The sequence below is a fragment of the Loktanella sp. 3ANDIMAR09 genome (assembly GCF_001420005.1).
GTDB lineage: Bacteria > Pseudomonadota > Alphaproteobacteria > Rhodobacterales > Rhodobacteraceae > Loktanella.
Genome location: NZ_LJAK01000003.1, coordinates 123,419 through 146,075 on the forward strand (window position 1 = coordinate 123,419; position 22,657 = coordinate 146,075).

Below are 22,657 nucleotides of genomic sequence, written 5' to 3' on the forward strand. Positions count from 1 at the left end.
GATCCACTTTAGCGGGCAAATGCCGCGTCGCGCCAACGGTGATTCGTGATGGGGGTCATCAAGGGCGGTGATTGACGGCCCCCAGCGTCCAGCCGTCTGCGCCGCGGTCCATCCTGCTGACGCTCAGTGGGTCGATGCTGTGGCCCATCGCCTGATAGGCACTGCCCCCGGCGCGGGTGAACTGCGACATGATCGTGCCCATGTGTGCCACCACGATCAGATGGCGCGGGGCATGGGTCGCAATCAGCGCGTCGATTGCCGCGGTGACCCTTTGCGTCAGGTCGTTCCAGCTCTCGCCCGCGGGGGCGCGCAGGTCGCCGGGCTGTTCCCAGAACTGGCGCGACAGCACCGGGTCGCGGGCACTGACCTGTGTATGGTGCAGGCCGTCCCATACGCCAAAGTCGATTTCGCGCAATGCCGGGTCATGGGGCAGACGCAGGCGGTCACCCTGGATGGCATCTGCCGTGGTCACGGCGCGGATCAGATCCGACGAAACGATCGGCCCGGTCGGCAGGTGGTCGGCGAGCCGCGCCAGCGCAGCTCGGTCGGACAGATCCGCCGGAACATCACGCCAGCCGGTCATGGATTTTTGATGGGTCGGCCCATGCCGGATCAGCCAGAGCGTTGTCATGTCGCGGCCTTGAGTATCAGGGGCAGGCCGGCCAACACGGCGACCACCTGATCGGCCTGTGCAGCCAGATCGCGGTTCAGGCGGCCCTGTGCCGCGCGGAACCTGCGCGACAGTGCGTTATCCGGGACGATACCCATGCCCACCTCGTTGGACACCACGACCACAGGGCAGGGGCAGGCGGCGATCGCATCCAGCAGATCGGCACAGGCGCGGTCCACATCCGCATCTGCCAATATGACATTTGTCAGCCACAACGTGACGCAGTCCAGGAGCACCACGGCGTCCGGCGATTGCGCACGCAGGACCTGCGGGGCATCCATCGGGGCCTCTATCGTGGTCCAGTCCGGCCCGCGTTGCCTGCGGTGGGCCGCAATTTTCGCCCGCATCTCGTCGTCAAAGGCCTGCGCTGTCGCAACGTAAATCCTTGAAATGCCTGTGTCGGGCAAAAGCGTTTCTGCATAGGCAGACTTGCCAGAGTTGGCACCGCCTAGAACGAAAGTAACTTTGGCCAACTTTTTCATGGAACTTTAATGCTTTCGTCGCGTTCTCAACCCAAGTTCAAGCTGTACCCGTTCGGAATGACAAACAGCAAGCTTCAGGGGGATGACCAATGGCGTTTGATGGATTTTCAGATCAGAAACTATCACGCACAGCAATGAAGGCCGAATTGCTGGATGCGGAAACAGAACTCAGACTGGCCTATGCCTGGCGCGACGAGCGATGCGAGGAAAGCCTGCACCGCCTGATCACCGCATACATGCGTTTGGCCATTTCCATGGCGGCCAAGTTCAAACGCTACGGTGCGCCGATGAACGACCTCATTCAGGAGGCCTCTGTGGGCCTCATGAAGGCGGCCGAAAAATTCGACCCCGATCGCGGCGTGCGGTTTTCGACCTATGCGGTCTGGTGGATCAAGGCGTCCATCCAGGACTACGTGATGCGCAACTGGTCGATGGTGCGCACCGGGTCCACGTCCAGCCAGAAATCCCTGTTTTTCAACATGCGCCGGGTGCAGGCGCGTCTGGAACGCGAAGCTGCGGCTGAAGGGCGCAAGCTGGAGGGGCACGTGATGCGCCAGTTGATTTCGACAGAGGTGGGCGTTCCGCTGCACGATGTCGAAATGATGGAAGGCCGCCTGTCCGGGTCCGACTATTCGCTGAATGCGACCCAATCCTCCGAGGATGAGGGACGCGAGTGGATCGACGCGTTGCAGGACGACAGCTCTCAGGCGGCGGAAAACGTGGAATTGTCGCATGACAACGAACGTCTGCGTGGCTGGTTGCTGGCGGCATTGTCCGATCTGAACGACCGCGAACGATTCATCGTGCGTGAACGCAAGATCCGCGACGACCCTCGCACCCTCGAAAGCCTGGGGACAGAGCTTGGGCTGTCAAAGGAACGCGTACGTCAGCTGGAGGCCGCAGCCTTTGGCAAGATGCGCAAGAACCTCGAGAGTCAGAGCCGGGAAGTGATGAACTTCCTCGCATGATCCGGCTGATCGCGGCTATTTGCCTTGCGACACCTGTTGTCGCTGACGTCGGTCCGTTGCCACGGGCCGACGTTTTCGTGTTGGGTGAACTGCATGACAATCCCGACCATCACGCCATGCAGGCGGAGCTGACGGCCCGGATCGCGCCCAGCGCGCTGGTGTTCGAAATGATCAGTCCGGAGGATGCAGATGCGGTGACGCAGATCACCGATGTCGCAGCGCTGGCGGAGACCCTGCGCTGGGCGGAAAAAGGCTGGCCGGATTTCGCGATGTATCACCCCATCTTTCTGGCGGCACCGGATGCCATCATCGTCGGGGCCGATGTGGACCGCGATGACCTGATGGCCGCGATGCAAGGCAGTGCAGCCGATGTGCTGGGAATTGGCGTGACGGGTTTCAACCTGTGGACAAACTTCGGACCCGACTATGACGGGCTGATCGCCGATCAACGTGATGCCCATTGCGGGATGCTGCCAGAGGACATGTTGCCAGGCATGGTCGAGGCGCAGCGCTTGCGGGATGCGGCACTGGCGCTGGCTACGCGCGATGCGTTTGATGCCACCGGCGGGCCGATTGTCGTGATCACAGGCAACGGTCACGCCCGCAACGATACGGCGGTGCCTGCGCTGCTGGGAACACTGGCACCAGAGCTGACCGTCTGGGCGCTGGGCCAGTTCGAGACCGACCCCGGCGATGCGCCATTCGATGCGGTTCATGTGACCCAACCGATCCCGCGCGATGACCCTTGCCTGATGCTGGCGAACTAGCCGCCGTTGCATCACGCGCGCGGCCTGCCTACACCTGTATCGACCACAGACGGGGCCCCTCATGTTGCATGGCAAACGAATCCTCTTGATCATCGGTGGCGGTATCGCGGCCTATAAGTCGCTGTTGCTGATACGGTTGCTGCGGGCCTCGGGGGCCAGCGTTACGCCCGTAATGACGCGTGCGGCGTCGGAATTTGTGACCCCCCTCAGTGTTGCATCGCTGGCCGGGGAAAAGGTTTATGACCACCTGTTCGATCTGACCGACGAGGCCGAGATGGGCCATATCCAGCTGTCGCGCGTGGCTGACCTGATCGTCGTGGCACCCGCGACTGCCGATCTGATGGCGCAGGCGGCCAGCGGTCTGGCGCGTGATCTGGCGACAACGCTTTTGCTGGCGACCGACACGCCTGTGCTGATGGCACCTGCGATGAACGTGCGCATGTGGAACCACCCTGCAACCCGGCGCAACCTGACCACGTTGCGCGGCGATGGCGTCCGTTTTGTGGGACCGGACGAGGGCGACATGGCCTGCGGCGAATACGGCCCCGGTCGTCTGGCGGAACCCGAGGCGATCATGGACGCCATTCGGGCGCAGCTGGCGGACGGTCCATTGGCGGGCAAGCATGTGATCGTGACATCCGGTCCGACGCACGAACCGATCGACCCGGTGCGCTATATTGCCAACCGTTCCTCCGGGGCGCAGGGCACGGCGATTGCCGTGGCGCTGGCGGCACTGGGGGCCAAGGTGACATTCGTGACCGGTCCTGCGGATGTGCCGCCCCCGCAGGGTGTGCAGGTTGTGGCCGTGCAAACCGCGCGGCAGATGCACGCGGCCGTCATGGCAGCGCTGCCAGCCGATGCGGGCGTCTTTGCCGCCGCTGTCGCGGATTGGCATGTCGCCAATGCAGGCAACCAGAAGATCAAGAAAACCAGGGACGGCCTGCCATCGCTGTCCTTTGCCGAAAACCCCGACATCCTTGCCACGGTCGCGGGGCTGGATCAGGACCGCCCCCGGCTTGTCGTCGGTTTTGCGGCCGAAACGCAGAATGTTCTGGCCCATGCCACCGCCAAACGCGCGCGCAAGGGCTGCGACTGGATCGTCGCCAATGATGTGTCCGAGGGGACGGGGATCATGGGCGGTTCGGAAAATGCCGTGACCCTGATCACCGACGCCGGGGCCGAGGACTGGCCCCGCATGGACAAGGGGCAGGTCGCGCGGCGTTTGGCACAGAAACTGGCCGAGGCGCTGGCATGAGGCTGCGGGACGCCTCGCCGGCGGGGCGGATATTTTTGACCAGAAGAAGGTAGGACCGGCGCTTGAGGATCAACGTTGCCTTTGTCGATGGGGCGGATCGTGACCTGCCGCTGCCGTTTTATGCGACGGGTGGTGCGGCGGGTGCGGATGTTTGTGCAAACCTTGCTGATCGCGGCACGCTGACGCTGGCCCCCGGCGCGCGCGCGGTGGTCCCCACGGGGCTGCGCATGGCAATCCCGGAAGGGTGCGAGGTGCAGGTGCGGCCACGGTCGGGTCTTGCGCTGAAACACGGAGTGACTGTGGTGAACGCACCCGGCACCATCGACAGCGATTACCGGGGCGAGGTCGGTGTGCTGCTGGTGAACCTGGGCGATATGCCTTTTGTGGTCACCCATGGGATGCGGGTGGCGCAACTTGTCGCGGCCCCGGTGGTGCGGGCGGATTTCGCCCTAGGTGATCTGGACGAGACCCCGCGTGGCGCGGGTGGATTTGGATCGACGGGGACTGACTGATGATCATGGTTTTTGCGATGATTGGCGCGATCTGGGGGATCGGTGCTGTCATGAAGGCCCCGCGTCGTGGGCGCTGGATCATGACCTTTGTCCTGCTGGGCGTGGTGATCCTGACCCATCTGGTCCTGCCTGCGGACAATGCGCTGCGGCAGGCCACGGGCGGCGATGCCCGTTTGTGGTTGCTGCTGATCGCCGCCGGTATCCTGATCAAGGGCTATTCCGTGATCCTGCGTCGCCTCAAGGCGCGGGTGCAGCCCGTTGAAACCCAAGCCCCGCGCAAGGGATTTACCGAAACCGAACTGACACGCTATGCCCGGCACATCATGCTGCGCGAAATCGGCGGGACCGGGCAGGCGACGCTCAAGGAGGCGCGCGTTCTGGTGGTGGGGGCTGGCGGGCTTGGGTCGCCTGCGTTGATGTATCTGGCCGCCAGCGGTGTCGGCACGATCGGCGTGATCGACGATGACGACGTGGATGCCAGCAATCTGCAACGGCAGGTCATCCACCGCGACGCCTGGATCGGCACGCCCAAGGTGGCGGCCGCGAAACAGGCGATCCTGGAATTGAACCCGCATGTCACGTTGCGCCCCTATCACCGCCGCCTGACGCCGGAAATCGCCGCCGACCTGATCGGGGATTTCGATCTTGTGCTGGACGGCTGCGACAATTTCGAGACGCGCTACCTGGTCAATGATACCTGTGTTGCGGCGGGCGTGCCGCTGATCGCAGGTGCGCTGACGCAGTGGGAAGGGCAACTGGGACTGTACGATCCGGCGCGCGGTGGGCCCTGTTTTGCCTGCGTGTTCCCCGCAGCCCCGGCCCCCGGTCTTGTGCCGAGCTGCGCCGAGGCGGGCGTCGCGGGCCCGCTGCCCGGTGTCGTGGGATCCATGATGGCGGTCGAGGCGCTGAAGCTGCTGGTGGATGCCGGGGCCGGCCTGCGCAACAGGTTGCTGATTTATGATGCACTCTATGCCGAAACCCGCGACATGAAGACCAAAGCGCGCGCCGGCTGTCCTGTCTGTCAGGGACGGGGCTTGCACGTGACATGACGGATTGTCACTGTCGGGCATCACATCCTTGGGGGATCAAATGAAAATCATCACCACCATCGCCGCCACCCTGTTTGCAGGTGCGGCCAGCGCTGCGGCCCATCTGCCGGACCTGTCAGGGCAAGAGATCACGGTCGCTGTCGAAAATGCCTACCCGCCGCTGCAATTCATGCAGGACGGCGCGGCCGTGGGTTGGGAATACGACGCCATGGCCGAAATCGCGGCCCGTCTGAACCTGACCATCGACTATCAGACCATCAGCTGGGATGCGATGATCCCCGCTGTGGCCGAAGGCCAGTTCGATCTGGGCATGACCGGGATCACCATCCGCGAGGATCGCGCAGAGGTGGTCGATTTTTCGGACAGCTACATGACCTCGGAAATGGTCATGCTGGTGCGCGGTGACGAGGACCGGTTTACCGACGCGGCCAGCTTTGCCGCCGATGCAGAGCTGCTGATGGCTGCCCAGCCCGGCACGACACCGTTCTATGTCGGCGTCTATGACGTGCTGGACGGTGACGAGGCAAACCCCCGGATCGTCAAGATGGAGACATTCGGTGCCACCGTGCAGGCGCTGCGCACGGGTGACGTGGATCTGGTCCTGACCGACGGCACGGCAGGTCAGGGCTATGTCGATGCCAGTGATGGCGGGTTGAAGATCATCGGGGAAAAACTCGGGACCGAGGATTTCGGTTTCATCTTTCCCAAGGGGTCCGAACTGGTCGGGCCCATGAACGCCGCCATTGCCGACATGCAGTCGGATGGCACCATCGATGCGCTGAACACCAAGTGGTTCCTTGATTTCAAGATGGGCGAATAAGGATCGCCGGGCAGCGCGCGTGACACCGCAGGCGCCCGGCGACCGGGATTTTCCGTGGTGGCTGGTGGCCGTCGTCGGTCTGGGGATCTGGATGTTTTACCAGGTCGCCACCGACGACGCCTATCGCGGCGTGCTGGGCACGCTGGCCAAGGGTATTCAGATCACCGTTTTCGTGGCGATCGTCAGCTACCTGATGGCCTGCGCGCTGGGCCTGCTGCTGGCGGTCATGGCGTTGTCGAAATCGCGCGTCCTGCGGCAGGTCGCGCGGTTTTATGTCGAGGTGATGCGCGGGATTCCGATCATTGTGCTGCTTCTCTATGTGGCATTCGTGCTGGCCCCGGCGCTGGTCAGTGCGTGGAATGCCATCGGCCTGCCAGAGGCGCGCACCCGCGATTTCAGCCTGCTGTGGCGCGCGATCATCGCGCTGACACTGGCCTATGCGTCGTTTCTGGCAGAGGTGTTTCGCGCCGGGTTGCAATCGGTGGACCGCGGCCAGATCGAAGCGGCCGAGGCGCTGGGTCTGGGACGGTGGCAGCGGTTCCGTCACATTGTCTGGCCACAGGCGCTGCGCACGATCCTGCCACCGCTGGGCAATGATTTCGTGGCGATGGTCAAGGATTCGTCACTGGTGTCGGTGGTTGGCGTCGCCGACATCACCCAGCTGGGCAAGATCACGGCGGCCGGGAATTTCAGATATTTCGAGACCTATAACGTCGTGGCATTGATCTATCTGACGATGACCATCGGATTGTCCATCGCGCTGCGCCGGTTTGAACGTGGACTGCGCCGCTGACGCGGCTGGTTGAGTATTTTCAGCAAGATGATGCAGGGGGGTGTGAGCCGTGGCACCCAATCCTTATGTTGATGGCAAAGGAGAATGACATGACCAATCCGCTACTGACCGCCTGGGATACGCCCTTTGGACTGCCGCCGTTCGATGCGATTGAGGACGATCATTTTGCACCCGCGGTGGAAAAGGCATTGGCTGATGCGCGTGCGGCGATCAACGCGATTGCGGCCTCTGATGAGGAGCCCAGCTTTGCCAACACCATTGAAGCGATGGCATTGGCTGAGGGCGATCTCGACCGGGTTTTAGGTGCGTTCTACGGCGTTGCAGGGGCGGACAGCACGCCCGCGCGCGAGGCGTTGCAGCGCGATTTCGCGCCGCTGCTGTCAGCTTTCGGGTCAGAAGTGTCCAGCAACAAGGATCTGTTCGCGCGGATCGAGACCCTGTGGCAGGCCCGCGATACGCTGGATCTGACCGATGAGCAGGCAATGGTGCTGAAACTGACGCACCGGTCCTTTGTGCGTCAGGGGGCAGAACTGGAAGGTTATGCCAGCGACCGGTTGCGCGACGTGACCGCGCGGCTGTCGGTGCTGGGCACGCAGTTCAGTCAGAACCTGCTGGCGGATGAACGCAGCTGGTTCATGCCATTGTCAGAGGATGACGTGGCCGCGCTGCCTGATTTCGTGGCCGACGCCGCCCGGGCGGCCGGAGAGGCTGGCGATCATGGTGGCCCAGTCGTGACCCTGTCGCGCTCTCTCATCGTGCCGTTCCTGCAATTCTCGCCCAACCGTGCCCTGCGCGAACGTGCCTACAACGCATGGAGGTCGCGCGGGATGAACGGTGGCGATACGGACAATCGCGATCTTGCGGCAGAGACGCTCGCGCTGCGGGCCGAACGCGCCAACCTGCTGGGCTATGACAGCTTTGCCGATTTCAAGCTGGAAACCGAGATGGCCAAAACACCGCAGGCGGTGCGCGATCTGCTGATGCAGGTCTGGGAGCCTGCACGCGCAAGCGCCGAGGCCGACCAGACCAAGTTGCAGGCGATGATGCACAACGACGGCGCGACCGGTCCGCTGGAACCCTGGGACTGGCGTTACTATTCGGAAAAGCGCCGGCAGGCCGAGCATGATCTGGACGAATCCGTGATCAAGCCATACCTGCAACTGGACCGCATGATCGACGCGGCGTTCGACTGTGCCAACCGCCTTTTCGGGCTGGAATTTTCACCCATCGACGCACCGACCTACCACGCAGACGTGCGTCTGTGGGAGGTCACGCGCGACGGCCAGCACGTGGCCGTGTTCATGGGCGATTATTTCGCGCGGGCCTCGAAACGGTCGGGGGCATGGTGCATGGCGATGCGCAGTCAGCAGCGTCTGGCCGGTGATATCCGGCCCATCGTCGTGAATGTCTGCAACTTTGCCAAGCCCGCGGCGGGGAAACCCGCGCTACTGTCCTATGACGACGCGCGCACGCTGTTTCATGAATTCGGTCATGCGCTGCACCAGATGCTGTCGGATGTGACCTATGCGTCGGTCAGCGGCACATCCGTTGCGCGCGATTTCGTCGAGCTGCCGAGCCAGTTGTTCGAGCACTGGCTGGAGGTGCCAGAGGTGCTGACCAAATACGCGACGCACGCTGAAACCGGCGATGCGATGCCTGCGGAAATGCTGGACCGGCTGCTGGCGGCCAGCAGCTATGACATGGGATTCCAGACGGTTGAATATGTCGCCAGCGCACTGGTCGATCTGGAATTTCACGCAACAGATGACGCGCCGCGTGATCCGATGCAGCGTCAGGCCGAAATCCTCGAAGAGATCGGGATGCCGCACGCCATTGGCATGCGCCATGCCACACCGCATTTCGCCCATGTGTTTTCCGGCGACGGCTATTCCAGCGGCTACTACAGCTACATGTGGTCCGAAGTGATGGACGCCGATGCGTTCGATGCCTTTACCGAAGCTGGGGACGCGTTTGATCCCGCACTTGCGAAACGGCTGGAAGACACGGTGCTGTCGTCTGGCGGATCGATCGAACCCGACGTTCTGTATACCGCGTTCCGGGGGCGGATGCCGGGGGTTGATGCGCTGTTGCGTGGGCGGGGTCTGGCCGCCTGACGGTCAGTCCAGACGTTCGACAGCCGCCAGGATCAGTCGCATTTCGTCGGCAAGGGCAGCCTCGATCGCGAATGCGGGGTCGGGGCCATCGGCGCTGGGGTCCTCTTCGGGGATGCTGACCGTGGACCGGTCCCGCAGGAAACCGCGCATCGCATCGCCATGGGCGTGGATCAACCGTGCGAGGATCTGGCGCTGCGCGATCAGGCGGCCTTCGATGGATTCAGGCGACATGGTGATGTCCTCTCTGGGGTGTTCAACTGCGGGGATCGTCGGGATGGGGCTGGACGCCGCGCGGGTCCTTGTGGATCAGCACGTCGGCGCGCGGATAGGCTGCGATGATCGCGCGGCGCAGGGCGGCCCCGATGGCATGCGCCTCGTGCAGGGTCTGATCGCCGTCCAGTTCGATATGCAGATTGACGAAAACGCGACTGCCCGCGCGGCGCGTCTTGAGGTCGTGAAACCCGTGCACGCCTTCGAAATTTTCGGCGATGGCAGCAATGCCTGCGATAAGTTCAGGGTCGGCCTGCCGGTCCATCAGTGCATCCCATGCCGCCTTGCCGATGCGCACAGCCCCGATCACGAGGATCAGCGCAGCCCCCAGGGCCACGACACTGTCAACCTGCGCCAATCCCAGCGCAGAGGAGGCCCACAGCGCGACAAGCGCCCCCACGTTCGGGATCAGATCGCCCAGATAATGCAGCGAATCCGCCTTGACGACGGCGTTATCCGTGCGGGCGGCAACCCGTCGCTGCCACAACACCAACGCCAGCGTCAGCACGATGGACAGGGCAATCACTGCCATGCCCGACCCTTCGTTTTCGGGCATCTGCGCATCGCCCCGCACCAGGCGCAGGACCGCTACGGTGGCGATCACGCCGGCCGAGGCGATGATGATCAGCGACTGACCCAGCGCTGCCAGATCCTCGGCCGAGGAATGACCGAAATTATGGTCGTCGTCGGCAGGCTTGGCCGCATAGGCAATCGCGGCCAGCGCGCCCAGCGACATCATCAGGTCCATCGCGGAATCGGCCAGCGTGGCCGCCACCGCCAATGACCCGGTTTCCCCCAGCGCCCAGAGTTTCGCGATCACCAGCGTGAGTGCGACAGCAGAGGACATCAGCCCTGCGGACAGGTTCAGGCGCGTGTCGCTACGGCTCATGGTTGATTACTCTTTGGTCTCATCGGGATCGACACCCCAGATTGCGGCTTGTGGTGCCCAACCGCGATAGCCTTCGGCATTGAGTTCGCACCAGTTGCGTTCACAAGCACCCAGTCGCGCGACGACACCCTGTTCCAGATAGGCACGTTCGGATGCATTTGCATCGGGCTGGCTGTGCAAGGTCAGGACCTGTTCGGTCACAAGCGCTGTGCGCACACCTGACAGCATCGTATAGTGGACCCAGCCGCCCTGGCCATCGCGATCGATGACACGGCGCCAGTGGCCGTATTCCGCGACGACCTGCAACGGCATGCCGCGCCGCTGGAACACCCAGTCGATGCGGTGCGTCAACGATGGGCCGCGGCGCACATTGGCCTCGGACGCCTTGAGGCTGACATAGCGTGGCAGGGGCAGGTTCGTGACGGGTCCGGTCTGTGCCGCAGCGGCGGGGGCCGAAACAGGCACCACATCCTGGGCCGCACCCTGCGTTGCCAGACATACTGCCAGTGCGCCGGCCACGCCGCGCAACCACCCCAAGGTTCCCATATCCGCTATCCGCCTGCTGTCATTCGCTCTGCGGGCGCATCGGTTCTTGTGCCGCGCGTCCCTGACTGGCAACCTGCCACCGATGCGGTGCATTTGAAAGTGGGCAGGGGGGTCCGATGCCGGGTAAGAAGCTGAGTGTTGTCGTCACGCGACGGTTGCCCGAACCGGTCGAGACCCGGATGAAGGAACTGTTCGACGTCACCCTGCGCGAAAGTGACGAGGCAATGACCCGCGAGGCGCTGGCCGCTGCCATGCAGGGGGCCGACGTGCTGGTGCCAACCATCACCGACCAGATCGACGCGGCCCTGCTGGCGCAGGCCGGGGAACGGCTGAAACTGATCGCGAACTACGGGGCAGGGGTCGACAATATCGACGTCGCCACCGCCCGGCAGCGCGGCATCCTGGTGTCCAACACCCCCGGCGTGCTGACCGATGATACCGCCGACATGACGCTTGCGCTGATGCTGTCCGTCGTGCGGCGCATCCCAGAGGGCATGCGCATTGCCCAGGGCGAAAGCTGGGAAGGCTGGTCCCCGACCGCCAACCTGGGCGCGCGACTGGGCGGTCGCAGGCTGGGCATCCTTGGCATGGGGCGCATCGGTCAGGCCGTCGCGCAGCGCGCGCGCGCCTTTGGCATGCAGATCCACTATCACAACCGCAAACGCCTGCGCCCCGAGGTCGAGAACCCTCTCGAGGCGACCTATTGGGAAAGCCTCGACCAGATGGTCGCGCGAATGGATGTGGTATCGGTGAACTGTCCGCATACGCCGTCCACCTTTCACCTGCTGAACGCGCGGCGGCTGAAACTGATGAAACCCAACGCGGTGATCGTGAACACCTCGCGGGGCGAGGTCATCGACGAAAACGCGCTGACCCGCGCCTTGCGTGCGGGCGAGTTGGGCGGCGCGGGGCTGGATGTGTTCGAGCGCGGCCATGCGATCAACCCCCGGCTCAAGGCGCTACCGAACGTGATCCTGTTGCCGCATATGGGATCGGCCACGATCGAGGGGCGGATCGAGATGGGCGAAAAGGTGCTGATCAACGTCAAGACCTTCGCCGACGGCCACCGTCCGCCCGACCTCGTCGTGCCGGGCCTGATGTGATAGTCCTGTTTTGCAACCACCGGAGAAAACCATGTATCGCATGATGTCGGCCATTGGCCTGCTTGCTTTGACCACCGCCTGCGCAGAGGTGCCGCCGACCCCGTTTGACGGACGTCAGATCAATCCGTCGCGCCCGGCACCCGTGCAACCCATCTTGACCGCACCGCCCGTGTCGGCGATCCCGGAGCCCGACCGGATCACCACGGGCCCGATCGGCGGCCCTGCCGTGCCGCGCCCCAGCACGAACGGCATGGCACCACCGCCCGTCGAAATCGGCGTGATCGGCGCACCGCCGCCGCCGCCGCCGCCCGCAGAGGACGCATGACGCAAAAGGGACCGCAAGGCGGTCCCTTTTTCATTGGCCCATGCATGGCCGCATTTTTGAAAATGACGTTACTGCACGCCTTCGGTGATGGCGACGTAGTTGCGCGTCGAAAACCGCAACATGTCGTTGTCGGCGCGACTGTTCACAGGCATCGGCTGCGCACAGGCGGTCAGGCCCATCACGGCAGCCACCGCAATCAGGGTGGTGCGTTTCATACTGCTCTCCTCAGCCCGCCTCTGACGTGCGGTGCTGTGGATAGAATTAGCATCAGACTGCGGCGGAAATAAGGCACACGGTCAAAAAGCGGCCACATTCGCGCCCGGCACCCCAACGCGCAGGCCGTAAAATTCCAGCAGGGCAGGGGTTTGCGGGCCTGTGCCCCCGATCACTGTGGCAACTGCGCCTCAGCGATAGACCTCATCTTCGGTCGGAAAGGCGCGGCTTTTGACGTCCTCGGCGTAGCGCCGGACGGAATCCTCGATCATCGGACCCAGTTGGCCATAGACCTTGACGAACTTGGGCGTCCAGGGGTTCAGGCCCAGCATGTCTTCCAGCACCAGGATCTGGCCATCGCAATCCTTGCTGGCCCCGATGCCGATCGTGGGAATGTCGATTTCGGTGGTGATCTTGGCGGCCAGCGGTTCGACCATGCCTTCCAGCACCACGGCGAATGCGCCGGCCTCTGCCACGGCGCGGGCGTCCTCGCGGTGCGCGTCCCAGCTGGATTCGTCGCGCCCCTGCGTCTTGAACCCGCCCATCACATGCGACGACTGCGGTGTCAGGCCGGTGTGCGCCATCACGGGAATGCCGCGTTCCACGAGAAAGTGGATGGTTTTGGCCATGCGCGCGCCACCTTCCAGCTTGACCGCACCGCAGCCGGTTTCCTTCATGATCTTGGCGGCATTGCGGAACGCGACCTGCGGCGATTCCTCGTAGGTGCCGAATGGCATATCGACCACGATCAGCGCCTTTTGCGTGCCGCGCACCACGGCCTTGCCGTGCATGATCATCAGGTCCAGCGGTACGCCAACCGTGCTTTCCATGCCGTGCATCACCATGCCAAGGCTGTCACCGACCAGGATGAAATCCGCGAATTTGTCCACGATGGCGGCCGTATGCGCGTGGTAGCTGGTCAGCGACACGATCGGCTCGCCGCCCTTGCGCTTGGCGATTTGCGGCACGGTGGTCCGGCGGATTTGGGCTTGGGTGCTCATGGTGTCATCTCCTTTTGGTCGATCAGCAGAACATCCCCGAACTGGGCGCTGATCATGATGCCAAGTCTATCTGTGGCCCGTCCGGACACGGGGGTAAAGGTCGCAGCGTCCACGACGTCGAGTCCAACCAGCGTGGCCTGCGGCACATCCGCGATCATCGTGCGGATGGCGTCTGTCGCATCCTCGATCGTGCCGCCGGCCTGGATGACCTGTTCTGCCGCCAGCAGCGCACGGTTCAGCACGGGTGCCGCTGCCCGATCATCCGGCGTCAGCCGCACGTTGCGCGACGACATCGCAAGACCGTCCGCCTCGCGCACGGTTGGCACACCGTGCACGGTTGTCGGCATCGACAGGTCATGGGCCATACGGCGGATCACGGCGAGCTGCTGATAGTCCTTTTCACCGAAATAGGCGGCGTCCGCCCCAATGATGTTGAAGAGCTTGGTCACGATGGTCGCCACACCGCGAAAATGGCCGGGACGCACGGCCCCGTGCAGGATGTGGGCCAGATGCGTGGTTTCGACAATCGTTTCCGACCCTGCCGGATACATCGTGTCCACGTCCGGCATGAACACCGCCGCCACCCCGGCAGCCTGCAACATCGCAAGGTCCGCCTGCTCGGTGCGGGGGTATTTTTCCAGATCGGACGGGTCACCGAACTGCGTGGGGTTCACGAAAATCGTCGCAATCACGTTGGCATGGTCTGCCTGCGCCGCCGCAACCAGTGCCATGTGCCCCGCATGCAATGCACCCATGGTGGTGACCAGACCGATACTGCCCGCATCGCGCAATGCGGCAGCGGCGCTGCGCATCTCGGCAATCGTTTTGCAGATCAACATCCTGTGGCCCCCCATCCGTGCCGCGTTTCTAGGCGGCGGCGGTCAGCGGGGCAAGCGGGTCAATCGACAACGGACAGCACATCGGGATCGACCAGCATTGCCAGCAGATCGTCGCGCGGCAGATCACAGGTCAGGCTGACCTCGGACACGCTGTCGCTGCTCTTGCGCAACCCGCGCCTGACCCGGTTGCCGCGAAAACGGTCGACTGTTCCGGTGACGGGGCTGTAGATCCACAGCCCCCTTGCGGCGGGTTTGCGCCGCGCGGCACCGGTGTTGATCGGCGCAAGGAACAGGTGATCGGCGCAGGCATCGAATATCCGACCACTGTCGATCCGCAAAAGCGTCAGATCACCCATCTGCGACAGGCTGCCGACAAAGGCGGCAGGTGCCTTGCGCGGCCAAAAGAAGATCCGTTCGTCCAGTTGCAGCGCCCAGTCCCGCAGGGTTCCGCCGGTCAGAAAATCCTTGTCGCGGCCCGCCAGCAGGGGGCGCTGGTGGTTCAGGGTCACGGGGCCGTGCCCCAACACGATCGTTTCGGGGTCGCGCCGCAGCGCCAGATCAACCGGGTTCAGCCCCACCGCACGCGCCACGGCGGCAGGCCGCATCAGCCCTGCGGCGGCGATGCCGGGCAGGTTGCTGGTCAGCGTGGCGTGAAACAGCACTGGTCCAGCCAGTTTGATGAATGCATCGCGGTCCATCTGGCCAGTCTAGCGCAGCACGCAGGCACCACCTACAGCCATTGTGCGACGCAGGTCGGTTTCCTGCTATAATCTGTCGGATGGTTCCCGCACCGCCTGACCGTCTGGGGCATATGTGACGGGAATATCGTGCAAGGAATACTGCCATGAAAACGTCTGTCAAAGCTCTGGTCGTCGGTGGCGGTGCTGTCGGCACCTCGATCGCCTATCACCTGGCCGCTGCGGGCTGGGACGACGTGATGTTGCTGGAACGGGACGAGCTGACATCGGGGTCGACATGGCACGCCGCCGGCCTGCTGCCCTATTTCAACATGAGCTATGCGACGACCCACATTCACGACTATTCGATCAAGTTCTACAAGACGCTGGAGGAGGAAACCGGCCTGAACGCGGGTTTTGCCGTCGTGGGCAACCTGCGCATGGCCCAGACCCAGGAACGGATGGAGGAATTCCAGCTCTATGCCTCGACCGCCGAAACGGTGGGCGTGCCATATGTTTTCATGACCCCCGACGAGATCAAGGCGAAATGGCCGCTGATCGAAACATCCGACCTCAAGGGGGCGCTGTATCACACGCAGGACGGCTACATTAACCCTGCCGATGTGACGATGGCGATGGCCAAGGGCGCGCGCCAGCGTGGCGTGGACATCGTGCGCAAGTGGCAGGCCGATGCGTTCAACTGGAACGGCACTGCCTGGGAGGTCACCTGCACCAAGATGGTGGAAAAGGGCGGCAACCTGATCCCGTCCGACGAACAGATCGTCATCACCGCCGAACATGTGGTCACCGCATCAGGCAACCACGCGCAGCGCACGGCGAAAATGCTGGGCATCAAGATTCCCGCAATCCCCGTCGAACATCAGTTCATCGTGATGGATACCGACCCCGCGCTGGTTGATTTCCGCAAGGACAACCCCGAGCACCCCGTCATTCGCGACGCCGACGCCCAATCCTATGTGCGCGAGGAACGCGGCGGCTGGATTCTGGGCGTGTATGAACCCAATGCGCCTGCACGTTTCGAATACGGCGTCCCCGACAGTTTCCGCGCGGACCTGTTCGAACTCGACCTCGAACGGATCGAGGAACAATACATGGCGATGATACACCGGATTCCATCCTGCGAGGAATCGGGCCTGAAAAACGATTTCAACGGTCCCATCTGCTATACCCCGGACGGTAATCCGTTGGTCGGCCCGGCCCCCGGACTGCACAACATGTGGCTGGCCGAAGGCTTCAGCTTTGGCATCACGGCAGCGGGTGGCACGGGCTACTACCTTGCGCAGATGATGGTGCAGGGCGAGGCAGAAATCGACATGGCGTCGCTGGATCCCAAACGCTACGGCGACTGGATGACGACCGAATGGGCCGCCCGCAAGAACGAGGAAGCCTACGAACACGTCTATATCCTGCACCACCCGGACGAAGAACGGCCTGCCTGCCGTCCGCTGCGCACCACGCCCGCCTATGACCGGCAAAAGGCGCGCGGCGCACAATTCGGCTGGGTCAACGGCTGGGAACGCCCGAACTATTTCGGCCCCCTCGATGCGCCGGAGAATTTCGACCACGACGCGCGGTCGTTCCGTCGCGGTGGCTGGTGGCAATACGCCGTGGACGAGGCCCGCGCGATCCGCGAGAGCGTCGGCCTGATCGACGCCTCCGCCTTTACCAAGCACCGCATCAGCGGGCCGGGTGCGACTGCGTTTCTGGATTGGTTCACCACCAACAAACTGCCCAGCGTGGGCCGCATCAACCTGACCTACGCGCTGACCGACCACGGCACCACGCGCACCGAATACACCATCGCCCGGATCGCAGAGGATGATTATTACCTGATCTCTGCCGGGGCCTGGACCGCCTATGATCAGGATTACCTGTACAAGGCTGTGGCACGCAAAGAGGCCGACTTTGGCCGGATCAACGCACAAGAGGTGACGACGCAGTGGGGTGTCTTTGCCATCGCCGGCCCGAAATCCCGCGACGTGCTGCAATCTGTCATCAAGGACGCGGACCCCGCGACCGTTCTGTCCAACAAGCGTTTTCCGTGGCTGTCCGTGCGTGACATCGAACTGGGCATGTGCCCGGTCCGCGCCATCCGCGTGGCCTATACGGGCGAGCTGGGCTGGGAATTGCACCACCCGATCGAAATGCAGAACTACCTGTTCGACCTGCTGGAAAAGGCAGGCGCGGAACACGGCATGAAACTGGTCGGCGCCCGGGCGCAGAACTGGCTGCGGCAGGAAAAATCCTATCGCGCCTTTGGCAACGAATTGGGTCGCGACGCCACCCCGCTGGAGGCTGACCTGCCGCGCTTTGTCGATCTGAACAAGGATTTCAACGGCAAGCAGGCGATGCTGGACAAGGGCATCCGGTCCAAATGCGTCACGCTGCTGATCGACGGCCCCGACGATGCCGACCCTTGGGGCCGCGAGGCGCTTTATGCCGGTGACACGCGCGTGGGGCGTCTGACGTCGGGCGGCTATTCGGTGCATTTCAACAAGAGCATCGGCATGGGCTACGTCCACCCTGACCACGCAACTGTGGGCACGCGTTTGCAGGTCAAGATGTTCGACCAACTGTGGCCCTGCGACATCGTCGAGGACAGCCCCTACGACCCCGAGAACAAGACGATCCGCAAGAACATCGCGGATTGATCCGCAAAGGTTCATGAGGGGTTAAATCGACCCCGACCCTTTGGAATCGCCTCATTTTAGCCCTGATTGCCAGTTGGCAATCAGGGTTTTTTGCGGTTTTTCCAGCGTTCGGCCCGCCTGCGCATGGCGATCAGGAATCCCGCGACAGGCCTGCGCAACCGTGGCACATCGACCGACAGCAACAGCAGGCCGACCGGGATCATCCACAGCCCGAAAATCGGCAGGATGGCAAGGAATCCGCCAAGAATGAACAGAATGCCGACCGGTACGCGCACCAGCGTCCAGCCCGGTCGGCTGAGGGTCTGCACGATACGTCCAAGGACGGGACTATAGCGGCGCAGCCAGGCGAATTGCCGTTCGAGACGTGCGCGCTCTCTTTTCCCCGGTGACAGGAACCGGATCTGTCTGGGTGGCTTTTGCGATGGGGGACGGTCGGACACGCTGCCTTATTCTTTCCCAATACGGAACAATGATGAGCCATGCCGGGCATAGATGATGCAGGTCGAACCAAATCTGGGGCGTGGCATCATGGCATTCATTTCGGCGATCACATATCCCAACACCGTGCCAATGGCGACACCCGCCGTGGGCGAGGTGCAGATCACCGCCGCCCCCGCCGACCTTGTACGTCTGGACGCACTGTCACTGGCGATTTACCGCGACGATGGTACGCTGGCTGCCGGACTGTCGCTGTCGGAACAGGACGGCGTAATCGACCCCGATACCGGTTGGACCGCGTGGGACATCGCAGCACCACTTCACGTGCCCGGTGATGCGGCACGGGCTGTTGCGCTGATCGACGCAGGCAACGCGAACCCGGTGGTATGCTTTTATGCGCCCGATGGTCCCGTGACAGCCGTCGATGGTCCTGCTGCCGGCACCGATGCGATTGTGCTCTTGCCAGCGACAGGGGAAAAAATCACCTTTGACGGGCACGGCAACCGTCTGGATATGCCGCATGACGATGCCGCCGCACCCGTTTCGCTGACCAGCGGCACGATGATCGACACCCCAGAGGGGGCAAGGCCGATCGACGATCTGGCCGTGGGTGACCTTGTGATGACGTGGGACGGTACGGCGCAGCCCATTCGGTTGATCCACACGCGCCGCATCGCCGGTGACGATTTGCGCAACCGCCGGGCATTCTGGCCTGTCTGTATCCAGGCCGGTGCGCTGGGATTCGGTTTGCCGTATCGCAATCTGTGGGTCTCTCCGCAGCACCGGATGCTGTTTCAGAATATCAAGGTGTCGCTGATGTTCGGCGAGGATGCGGTGTTTGTCCGCGCCAAATCCATGGCCGCCACGTTCGAGCAGGTCTATGTCGACAGCGGACTGACCGAGGTCACCTATTTCAATCTGGTCTTTGATCGCCACGAGGTCATTTTCGCCGAAGGTGCCGCGACAGAAAGCTTTTGTCCCGGATCAGAGGGGATCGCGGCCTTGTCCCCTGATGCACGACAGGAACTGTTCGCCGTCTTTCCCGAATTGCGGATCGGCGTCGGCAATCAGGATGCCGATTTCACCACGTTGCGCAGTTGGGAGCTGATGGCCTGCGTCGCCTGATCGGTCGCGGGCGGCTAGCGGTCAAATCGCGCGGGTGACAGCTGTGCTGCAATATCCGCCCCGATCGCGGGCGGGCGTTCCGCGATGATATCGGCAATATGCAGACCCGCGGCAGGCGAGGATTGCACCCCGTAACCACCCTGGCCCGCGCACCACACGAAGGTGGGCTCTGCTGTATCGCGCCCCAGAACCAGTGACCTGTCCGGCGCAAAGGTCCGCAAACCTGCCCATGTCGCAATGGGACGCGTGACCGGGACGGTGACAGCCTCTTGATAGCGTGCAAGCCCCTCGGCTAGCACCATGTCGTCGGGCCATGCATCCATCGGGGCGACTGGGTCCTCATCGGCGGGGGACACCAGCAGCGCACCTGCGTCGGGTTTGGCATACCAGCTTTCGCCGGGGCCAAAGATCATCGGCCAAGTACGGGTGTCGTGACCGCCCGGTGCCGCCAGCCGCGCCATTGACCTGCGCAACGGCGTCAGGCCAAGCGGTGTCACGCCCGCCAATCGGGCGATCACATCCGCCCAGGCCCCTGCGGCATTCACAACGACCGGCGCGGTATGGGCATCGGTGCCGGTGTCCACCCGCCAGCCTGTTGCGGTCCGGGTGATCCCTGTCACCTCGGCCCCGGTCTGGATGGTGCCGCCATGCGCACGGATCTGTTTGATCCAGGTTTGCATCAGCAGGTCGGTATCGATGTCCTGCGCGCCGTCCATATGGGCCGCCCGCGTTATGGCAGAGGACAGGATCGGCACCCGGTTGCGCGCCTCTTCCAATGTGATTTCGGTCAGTTTCATATCGACGACGTCGGCGGCGAATTGTTCGTCCTCATGTGGCTGGCCCACGATCATCAGACCGCGCGGCGACAGCACGCCAAGTGCCGCGTGAATGTCACGGCTTGCCTTGTTCAGGGCCCTGGTGGTGGGTTTGCCGTAGTTTTCTTCGAACAAAGCGGCAGACCGGCCAGAGCTGTGATATCCCGTCTGTTTTTCCCGTTCGAGCAGGGTAACATTGCACAGCGGTGCCAGTGCTGCCGCCGCAGACAGGCCAGCCACGCCGCCACCAATCACGATCACATCGGTCATGTTGTTTCCTCCAGCCGGTCCGTTGCGGGCGGTGGTGTCGGTGACAATGCGGTGATGCGGTCATACAGCGCATCATCCATGACAAAATGCTGTGCCGCCAGCGAAGGTGCCAGTTGTTCTGTCGATTTCGCCGAAATGATGGGTGAAACGCCGGTCCGCCGTGCGACCCACGCCACGGCAAGTGTGGCTGGATCGGTGCCGATGTCATGCGCGATGTCCGACAGACCTGCGGCGGTGCTGTGCATCCAGTCTTGTCCGTAGCGGGCGGCATACATCTGGTCGGTGCTCAGGCGTCCGGTTTCCCCGCGGGCGTATTTTCCCGTCAGCAGACCACCGCCAAGAGGGGAATAGGTGCAGGCCAGCATCCCCTGATCGGCCGCCATCGGCAGGATTTCGACCTCTGCCTGCCGCTTCACAATGTTGTACATCGGTTGAAGCACATCAATCCGGGTGCCCAATTGCGCGCAAACAGCCTGCGCCTTCATCACTTGCCAGGCGGCGTAATTTGACACGCCAATGTGACGGATCACGCCGTTTTGTTGCAGCTCGGCCAGGGTGGTAAAGGTTTCGGTCAGATCGGTGTCCGGGTCCCAGCGATGCAGATACAACAGGTCCACGCTGTCGAGGTTCAGTTGACTGCGGCTGATGTCCAGCTGACGCAAAATGTTGGACCGTCCGCATCCGCCCGTATAACCGACTTTGGTTGCTAGGAAAATTGCGTCGCGTTCGGCGCTGACCATGGGTCCGAGCAGCGTCTCCGAGGCCCCTTCGGTATAGCGGACGGCGGTGTCAAAGTGGTTCACGCCCGCGTCGCGGGCGGCGTCATACATGCCGCGACTGGCGGCCGGATCTGCCCGGCCACCAAATTGCATTGTTCCGAACGTCAGCGCGGAAAGTGGTGTTCCATCACGTGTTTGTAAGTCTGTCATGGGTTTTGTGTGACATGTCTGTGTCGCAAAAAACAGGGAATTTGTTCCGTTCGTTTTTGCACACAACACCATACAGTACTGATGGGTATCGTATTTTCGATAGGGACCCTAATTGCCACTCACAAGGACGGCCTACCCGCCGCCGACCAGTTCAAATTAGGAGAAGACCATGAAAAACGTAATCAAATCCGCCCTGATCGTCGCAACCGTTGCACTGTCCGCAACTGCTGCATCCGCTGCATCCACACCGCTGCTGCCGGTCGAGCGTTTCGTCGTGTCCAACGAGAACCGCGCAAACTTTGACGCCAACCTGGAAACGCTGGGCATCGAGCTGCGCCCCGGCCAGGTCCTGACCGGCGAAGAGCGTGATGATGCCGTCCGCATCATGAATTCGGGCATCTATGACGAGGCCAAGACCCAGATGATCCGTGCGCTCTATGCTGACGACAACGCCGTGATCCAGTCGAACGGTCTGTACTAAGCCGTCTACAAACCCCGTCACTCCGCGGTGGTTTGTCTGCGAAAGGCCTGTCCATGATGGACAGGCCTTTTTGCTGTCCGGGCGCGCGCCGGCAAGGTCCACAGATGTGGCGGTGTGAAACTAGTTCCGTTCATAAATGCACATAAACATGGTCAGTACTGATGGGTATCAAAAATATGCACGATACCCTATCTCTATTCCACAAGGACGACGCTGATGTCGCCACTGAAAAAACTTTGGAGAAGACCATGAAAAACGTAATCAAATCCGCCCTGATCGTCGCAACCGTTGCACTGTCCGCAACCGCTGCATCCGCCGCATCCACACAGTTGCTGCCGGTCGAGCGTTTCGTCGTGTCCAACGAGAACCGCGCAAATTTTGACGCCAACCTGACGACGCTGGGCATCGCGCTGCGCCCCGGCGAGGTTCTGACCGGTGAAGAGCGTGACGACGCCGTTCGCATCATGAACTCGGGCATCTATGACGAGACCAAGACACAGCTGATCCGCGCGCTCTATGCTGACGACAACGCCGTGATCCAGTCGAACGGTCTGTACTAATCTGCAACCGGCCTGTCCGGATTGTGAACACAAGGCTCGCCCCTCGGGGCGGGCCTTTTTATTTGTCCGGTGTC

The 22,657-nt window shown here is 62.8% G+C and carries 26 protein-coding genes; 14 read left to right on the forward strand and 12 right to left on the reverse strand.

The genetic code is table 11. The features are described 5' to 3' along the window. Positions 1–58: 58 nt before the first annotated feature. On the reverse strand, positions 59–631 hold the full coding sequence (locus AN189_RS05925) for a histidine phosphatase family protein (RefSeq protein WP_056032548.1): 573 nt from the start codon (positions 629–631) through the stop codon (positions 59–61). Beyond that, positions 628–1,152, reverse strand: a complete 525-nt coding sequence (gene cobU / locus AN189_RS05930) for a bifunctional adenosylcobinamide kinase/adenosylcobinamide-phosphate guanylyltransferase (protein WP_056032551.1) — start codon at positions 1,150–1,152, stop codon at positions 628–630. Before cobU ends, AN189_RS05925 begins: the two co-directional genes overlap by 4 nt. Before the next feature lie 89 nt (positions 1,153–1,241). Here cobU and AN189_RS05935 point away from each other — a divergent pair, with 89 nt between their 5' ends. The 8 genes from AN189_RS05935 to AN189_RS05970 all read left to right on the forward strand — a co-directional run bounded on the left by AN189_RS05935 (position 1,242) and on the right by AN189_RS05970 (position 9,430). Next, the gene (locus AN189_RS05935) at positions 1,242–2,120 is read left to right on the forward strand and encodes an RNA polymerase factor sigma-32 (protein ID WP_056032555.1); all 879 of its coding nucleotides are present in this window, start codon (positions 1,242–1,244) and stop codon (positions 2,118–2,120) included. Then, on the forward strand, positions 2,117–2,887 hold the full coding sequence (locus AN189_RS05940; RefSeq protein WP_056032557.1) for a ChaN family lipoprotein: 771 nt from the start codon (positions 2,117–2,119) through the stop codon (positions 2,885–2,887). Before AN189_RS05935 ends, AN189_RS05940 begins: the two co-directional genes overlap by 4 nt. Before the next feature lie 61 nt (positions 2,888–2,948). After that, positions 2,949–4,142 (forward strand): bifunctional phosphopantothenoylcysteine decarboxylase/phosphopantothenate--cysteine ligase CoaBC, encoded by a 1,194-nt coding sequence (coaBC, locus tag AN189_RS05945; RefSeq protein WP_056032558.1) that lies wholly within the window; start codon positions 2,949–2,951, stop codon positions 4,140–4,142. Between the two features lie 62 nt (positions 4,143–4,204). Beyond that, positions 4,205–4,654 carry a dUTP diphosphatase gene (gene dut, locus AN189_RS05950; RefSeq protein ID WP_056032561.1) on the forward strand — a complete coding sequence of 150 codons (450 nt, stop codon included), beginning with the start codon at positions 4,205–4,207 and terminating at the stop codon, positions 4,652–4,654. Further along, on the forward strand, positions 4,654–5,703 hold the full coding sequence (locus AN189_RS05955; RefSeq protein WP_056032565.1) for a HesA/MoeB/ThiF family protein: 1,050 nt from the start codon (positions 4,654–4,656) through the stop codon (positions 5,701–5,703). The genes dut and AN189_RS05955 overlap by 1 nt, the downstream gene beginning before the upstream one ends. 40 nt (positions 5,704–5,743) lie before the next feature. Further along, a complete protein-coding gene (locus AN189_RS05960; protein WP_056032569.1) occupies positions 5,744–6,523 on the forward strand; it encodes a transporter substrate-binding domain-containing protein in 780 nt (259 codons plus the stop codon). Positions 6,524–6,542: 19 nt separating this feature from the next. Continuing rightward, complete coding sequence (locus AN189_RS05965; RefSeq protein WP_056032572.1) at positions 6,543–7,316, forward strand: amino acid ABC transporter permease; 774 nt, start codon at positions 6,543–6,545, stop codon at positions 7,314–7,316. Positions 7,317–7,405: 89 nt separating this feature from the next. Further along, entirely contained in the window at positions 7,406–9,430 is a 2,025-nt protein-coding gene (locus tag AN189_RS05970; RefSeq protein ID WP_056033228.1) for a M3 family metallopeptidase, read from the forward strand. Between the two features lie 3 nt (positions 9,431–9,433). Here the strand turns inward: AN189_RS05970 and AN189_RS05975 are convergent, their stop codons facing one another. The 3 genes from AN189_RS05975 to AN189_RS05985 are packed head-to-tail and all read right to left on the reverse strand — an operon-like array spanning position 9,434 to position 11,135. Next, positions 9,434–9,661 (reverse strand): hypothetical protein, encoded by a 228-nt coding sequence (locus AN189_RS05975; protein ID WP_056032575.1) that lies wholly within the window; start codon positions 9,659–9,661, stop codon positions 9,434–9,436. A gap of 22 nt (positions 9,662–9,683) precedes the next feature. Next, complete coding sequence (locus tag AN189_RS05980) at positions 9,684–10,589, reverse strand: cation diffusion facilitator family transporter (protein ID WP_056032578.1); 906 nt, start codon at positions 10,587–10,589, stop codon at positions 9,684–9,686. 6 nt (positions 10,590–10,595) lie between these two features. Continuing rightward, the gene (locus tag AN189_RS05985; protein WP_056032581.1) at positions 10,596–11,135 is read right to left on the reverse strand and encodes an SH3 domain-containing protein; all 540 of its coding nucleotides are present in this window, start codon (positions 11,133–11,135) and stop codon (positions 10,596–10,598) included. A 116-nt stretch (positions 11,136–11,251) separates the two neighbouring features. On the opposite strand from AN189_RS05985, the gene AN189_RS05990 reads away from it, so the two are divergent. Beyond that, entirely contained in the window at positions 11,252–12,238 is a 987-nt protein-coding gene (locus AN189_RS05990; protein WP_056032584.1) for a D-glycerate dehydrogenase, read from the forward strand. Between the two features lie 31 nt (positions 12,239–12,269). Beyond that, a complete protein-coding gene (locus AN189_RS05995; RefSeq protein ID WP_056032587.1) occupies positions 12,270–12,563 on the forward strand; it encodes a hypothetical protein in 294 nt (97 codons plus the stop codon). A 68-nt stretch (positions 12,564–12,631) separates the two neighbouring features. Here the strand turns inward: AN189_RS05995 and AN189_RS19105 are convergent, their stop codons facing one another. The 4 genes from AN189_RS19105 to AN189_RS06010 all read right to left on the reverse strand — a co-directional run bounded on the left by AN189_RS19105 (position 12,632) and on the right by AN189_RS06010 (position 15,314). Further along, the gene (locus AN189_RS19105; protein ID WP_157057391.1) at positions 12,632–12,778 is read right to left on the reverse strand and encodes a hypothetical protein; all 147 of its coding nucleotides are present in this window, start codon (positions 12,776–12,778) and stop codon (positions 12,632–12,634) included. Between the two features lie 189 nt (positions 12,779–12,967). Next, a complete protein-coding gene (gene panB / locus AN189_RS06000) occupies positions 12,968–13,777 on the reverse strand; it encodes a 3-methyl-2-oxobutanoate hydroxymethyltransferase (protein ID WP_056032590.1) in 810 nt (269 codons plus the stop codon). Then, positions 13,774–14,616 (reverse strand): pantoate--beta-alanine ligase, encoded by an 843-nt coding sequence (gene panC, locus AN189_RS06005; RefSeq protein WP_056032593.1) that lies wholly within the window; start codon positions 14,614–14,616, stop codon positions 13,774–13,776. Before panC ends, panB begins: the two co-directional genes overlap by 4 nt. 59 nt (positions 14,617–14,675) lie before the next feature. Continuing rightward, the gene (locus AN189_RS06010; protein WP_056032596.1) at positions 14,676–15,314 is read right to left on the reverse strand and encodes a hypothetical protein; all 639 of its coding nucleotides are present in this window, start codon (positions 15,312–15,314) and stop codon (positions 14,676–14,678) included. 146 nt (positions 15,315–15,460) lie between these two features. On the opposite strand from AN189_RS06010, the gene AN189_RS06015 reads away from it, so the two are divergent. Further along, positions 15,461–17,965 carry an FAD-dependent oxidoreductase gene (locus tag AN189_RS06015; RefSeq protein ID WP_056032598.1) on the forward strand — a complete coding sequence of 835 codons (2,505 nt, stop codon included), beginning with the start codon at positions 15,461–15,463 and terminating at the stop codon, positions 17,963–17,965. An 80-nt stretch (positions 17,966–18,045) separates the two neighbouring features. Here the strand turns inward: AN189_RS06015 and AN189_RS06020 are convergent, their stop codons facing one another. After that, a complete protein-coding gene (locus tag AN189_RS06020) occupies positions 18,046–18,405 on the reverse strand; it encodes a hypothetical protein (RefSeq protein WP_253279562.1) in 360 nt (119 codons plus the stop codon). 52 nt (positions 18,406–18,457) lie between these two features. On the opposite strand from AN189_RS06020, the gene AN189_RS06025 reads away from it, so the two are divergent. Next, on the forward strand, positions 18,458–19,528 hold the full coding sequence (locus AN189_RS06025; RefSeq protein WP_056032602.1) for a Hint domain-containing protein: 1,071 nt from the start codon (positions 18,458–18,460) through the stop codon (positions 19,526–19,528). A gap of 14 nt (positions 19,529–19,542) precedes the next feature. Here AN189_RS06025 and AN189_RS06030 read toward each other — a convergent pair whose 3' ends face one another. Continuing rightward, positions 19,543–20,613, reverse strand: coding sequence for an FAD-binding oxidoreductase (locus tag AN189_RS06030; RefSeq protein WP_056032605.1), 1,071 nt, complete (start codon positions 20,611–20,613; stop codon positions 19,543–19,545). Further along, positions 20,610–21,542 carry an aldo/keto reductase gene (locus AN189_RS06035; protein WP_056033234.1) on the reverse strand — a complete coding sequence of 311 codons (933 nt, stop codon included), beginning with the start codon at positions 21,540–21,542 and terminating at the stop codon, positions 20,610–20,612. The genes AN189_RS06030 and AN189_RS06035 overlap by 4 nt, the downstream gene beginning before the upstream one ends. 169 nt (positions 21,543–21,711) lie before the next feature. Here AN189_RS06035 and AN189_RS06040 point away from each other — a divergent pair, with 169 nt between their 5' ends. Continuing rightward, positions 21,712–22,023 carry a hypothetical protein gene (locus AN189_RS06040; protein WP_056032615.1) on the forward strand — a complete coding sequence of 104 codons (312 nt, stop codon included), beginning with the start codon at positions 21,712–21,714 and terminating at the stop codon, positions 22,021–22,023. A gap of 248 nt (positions 22,024–22,271) precedes the next feature. Then, a complete protein-coding gene (locus AN189_RS06045) occupies positions 22,272–22,583 on the forward strand; it encodes a hypothetical protein (RefSeq protein WP_157057392.1) in 312 nt (103 codons plus the stop codon). Positions 22,584–22,657: the final 74 nt, after the last annotated feature.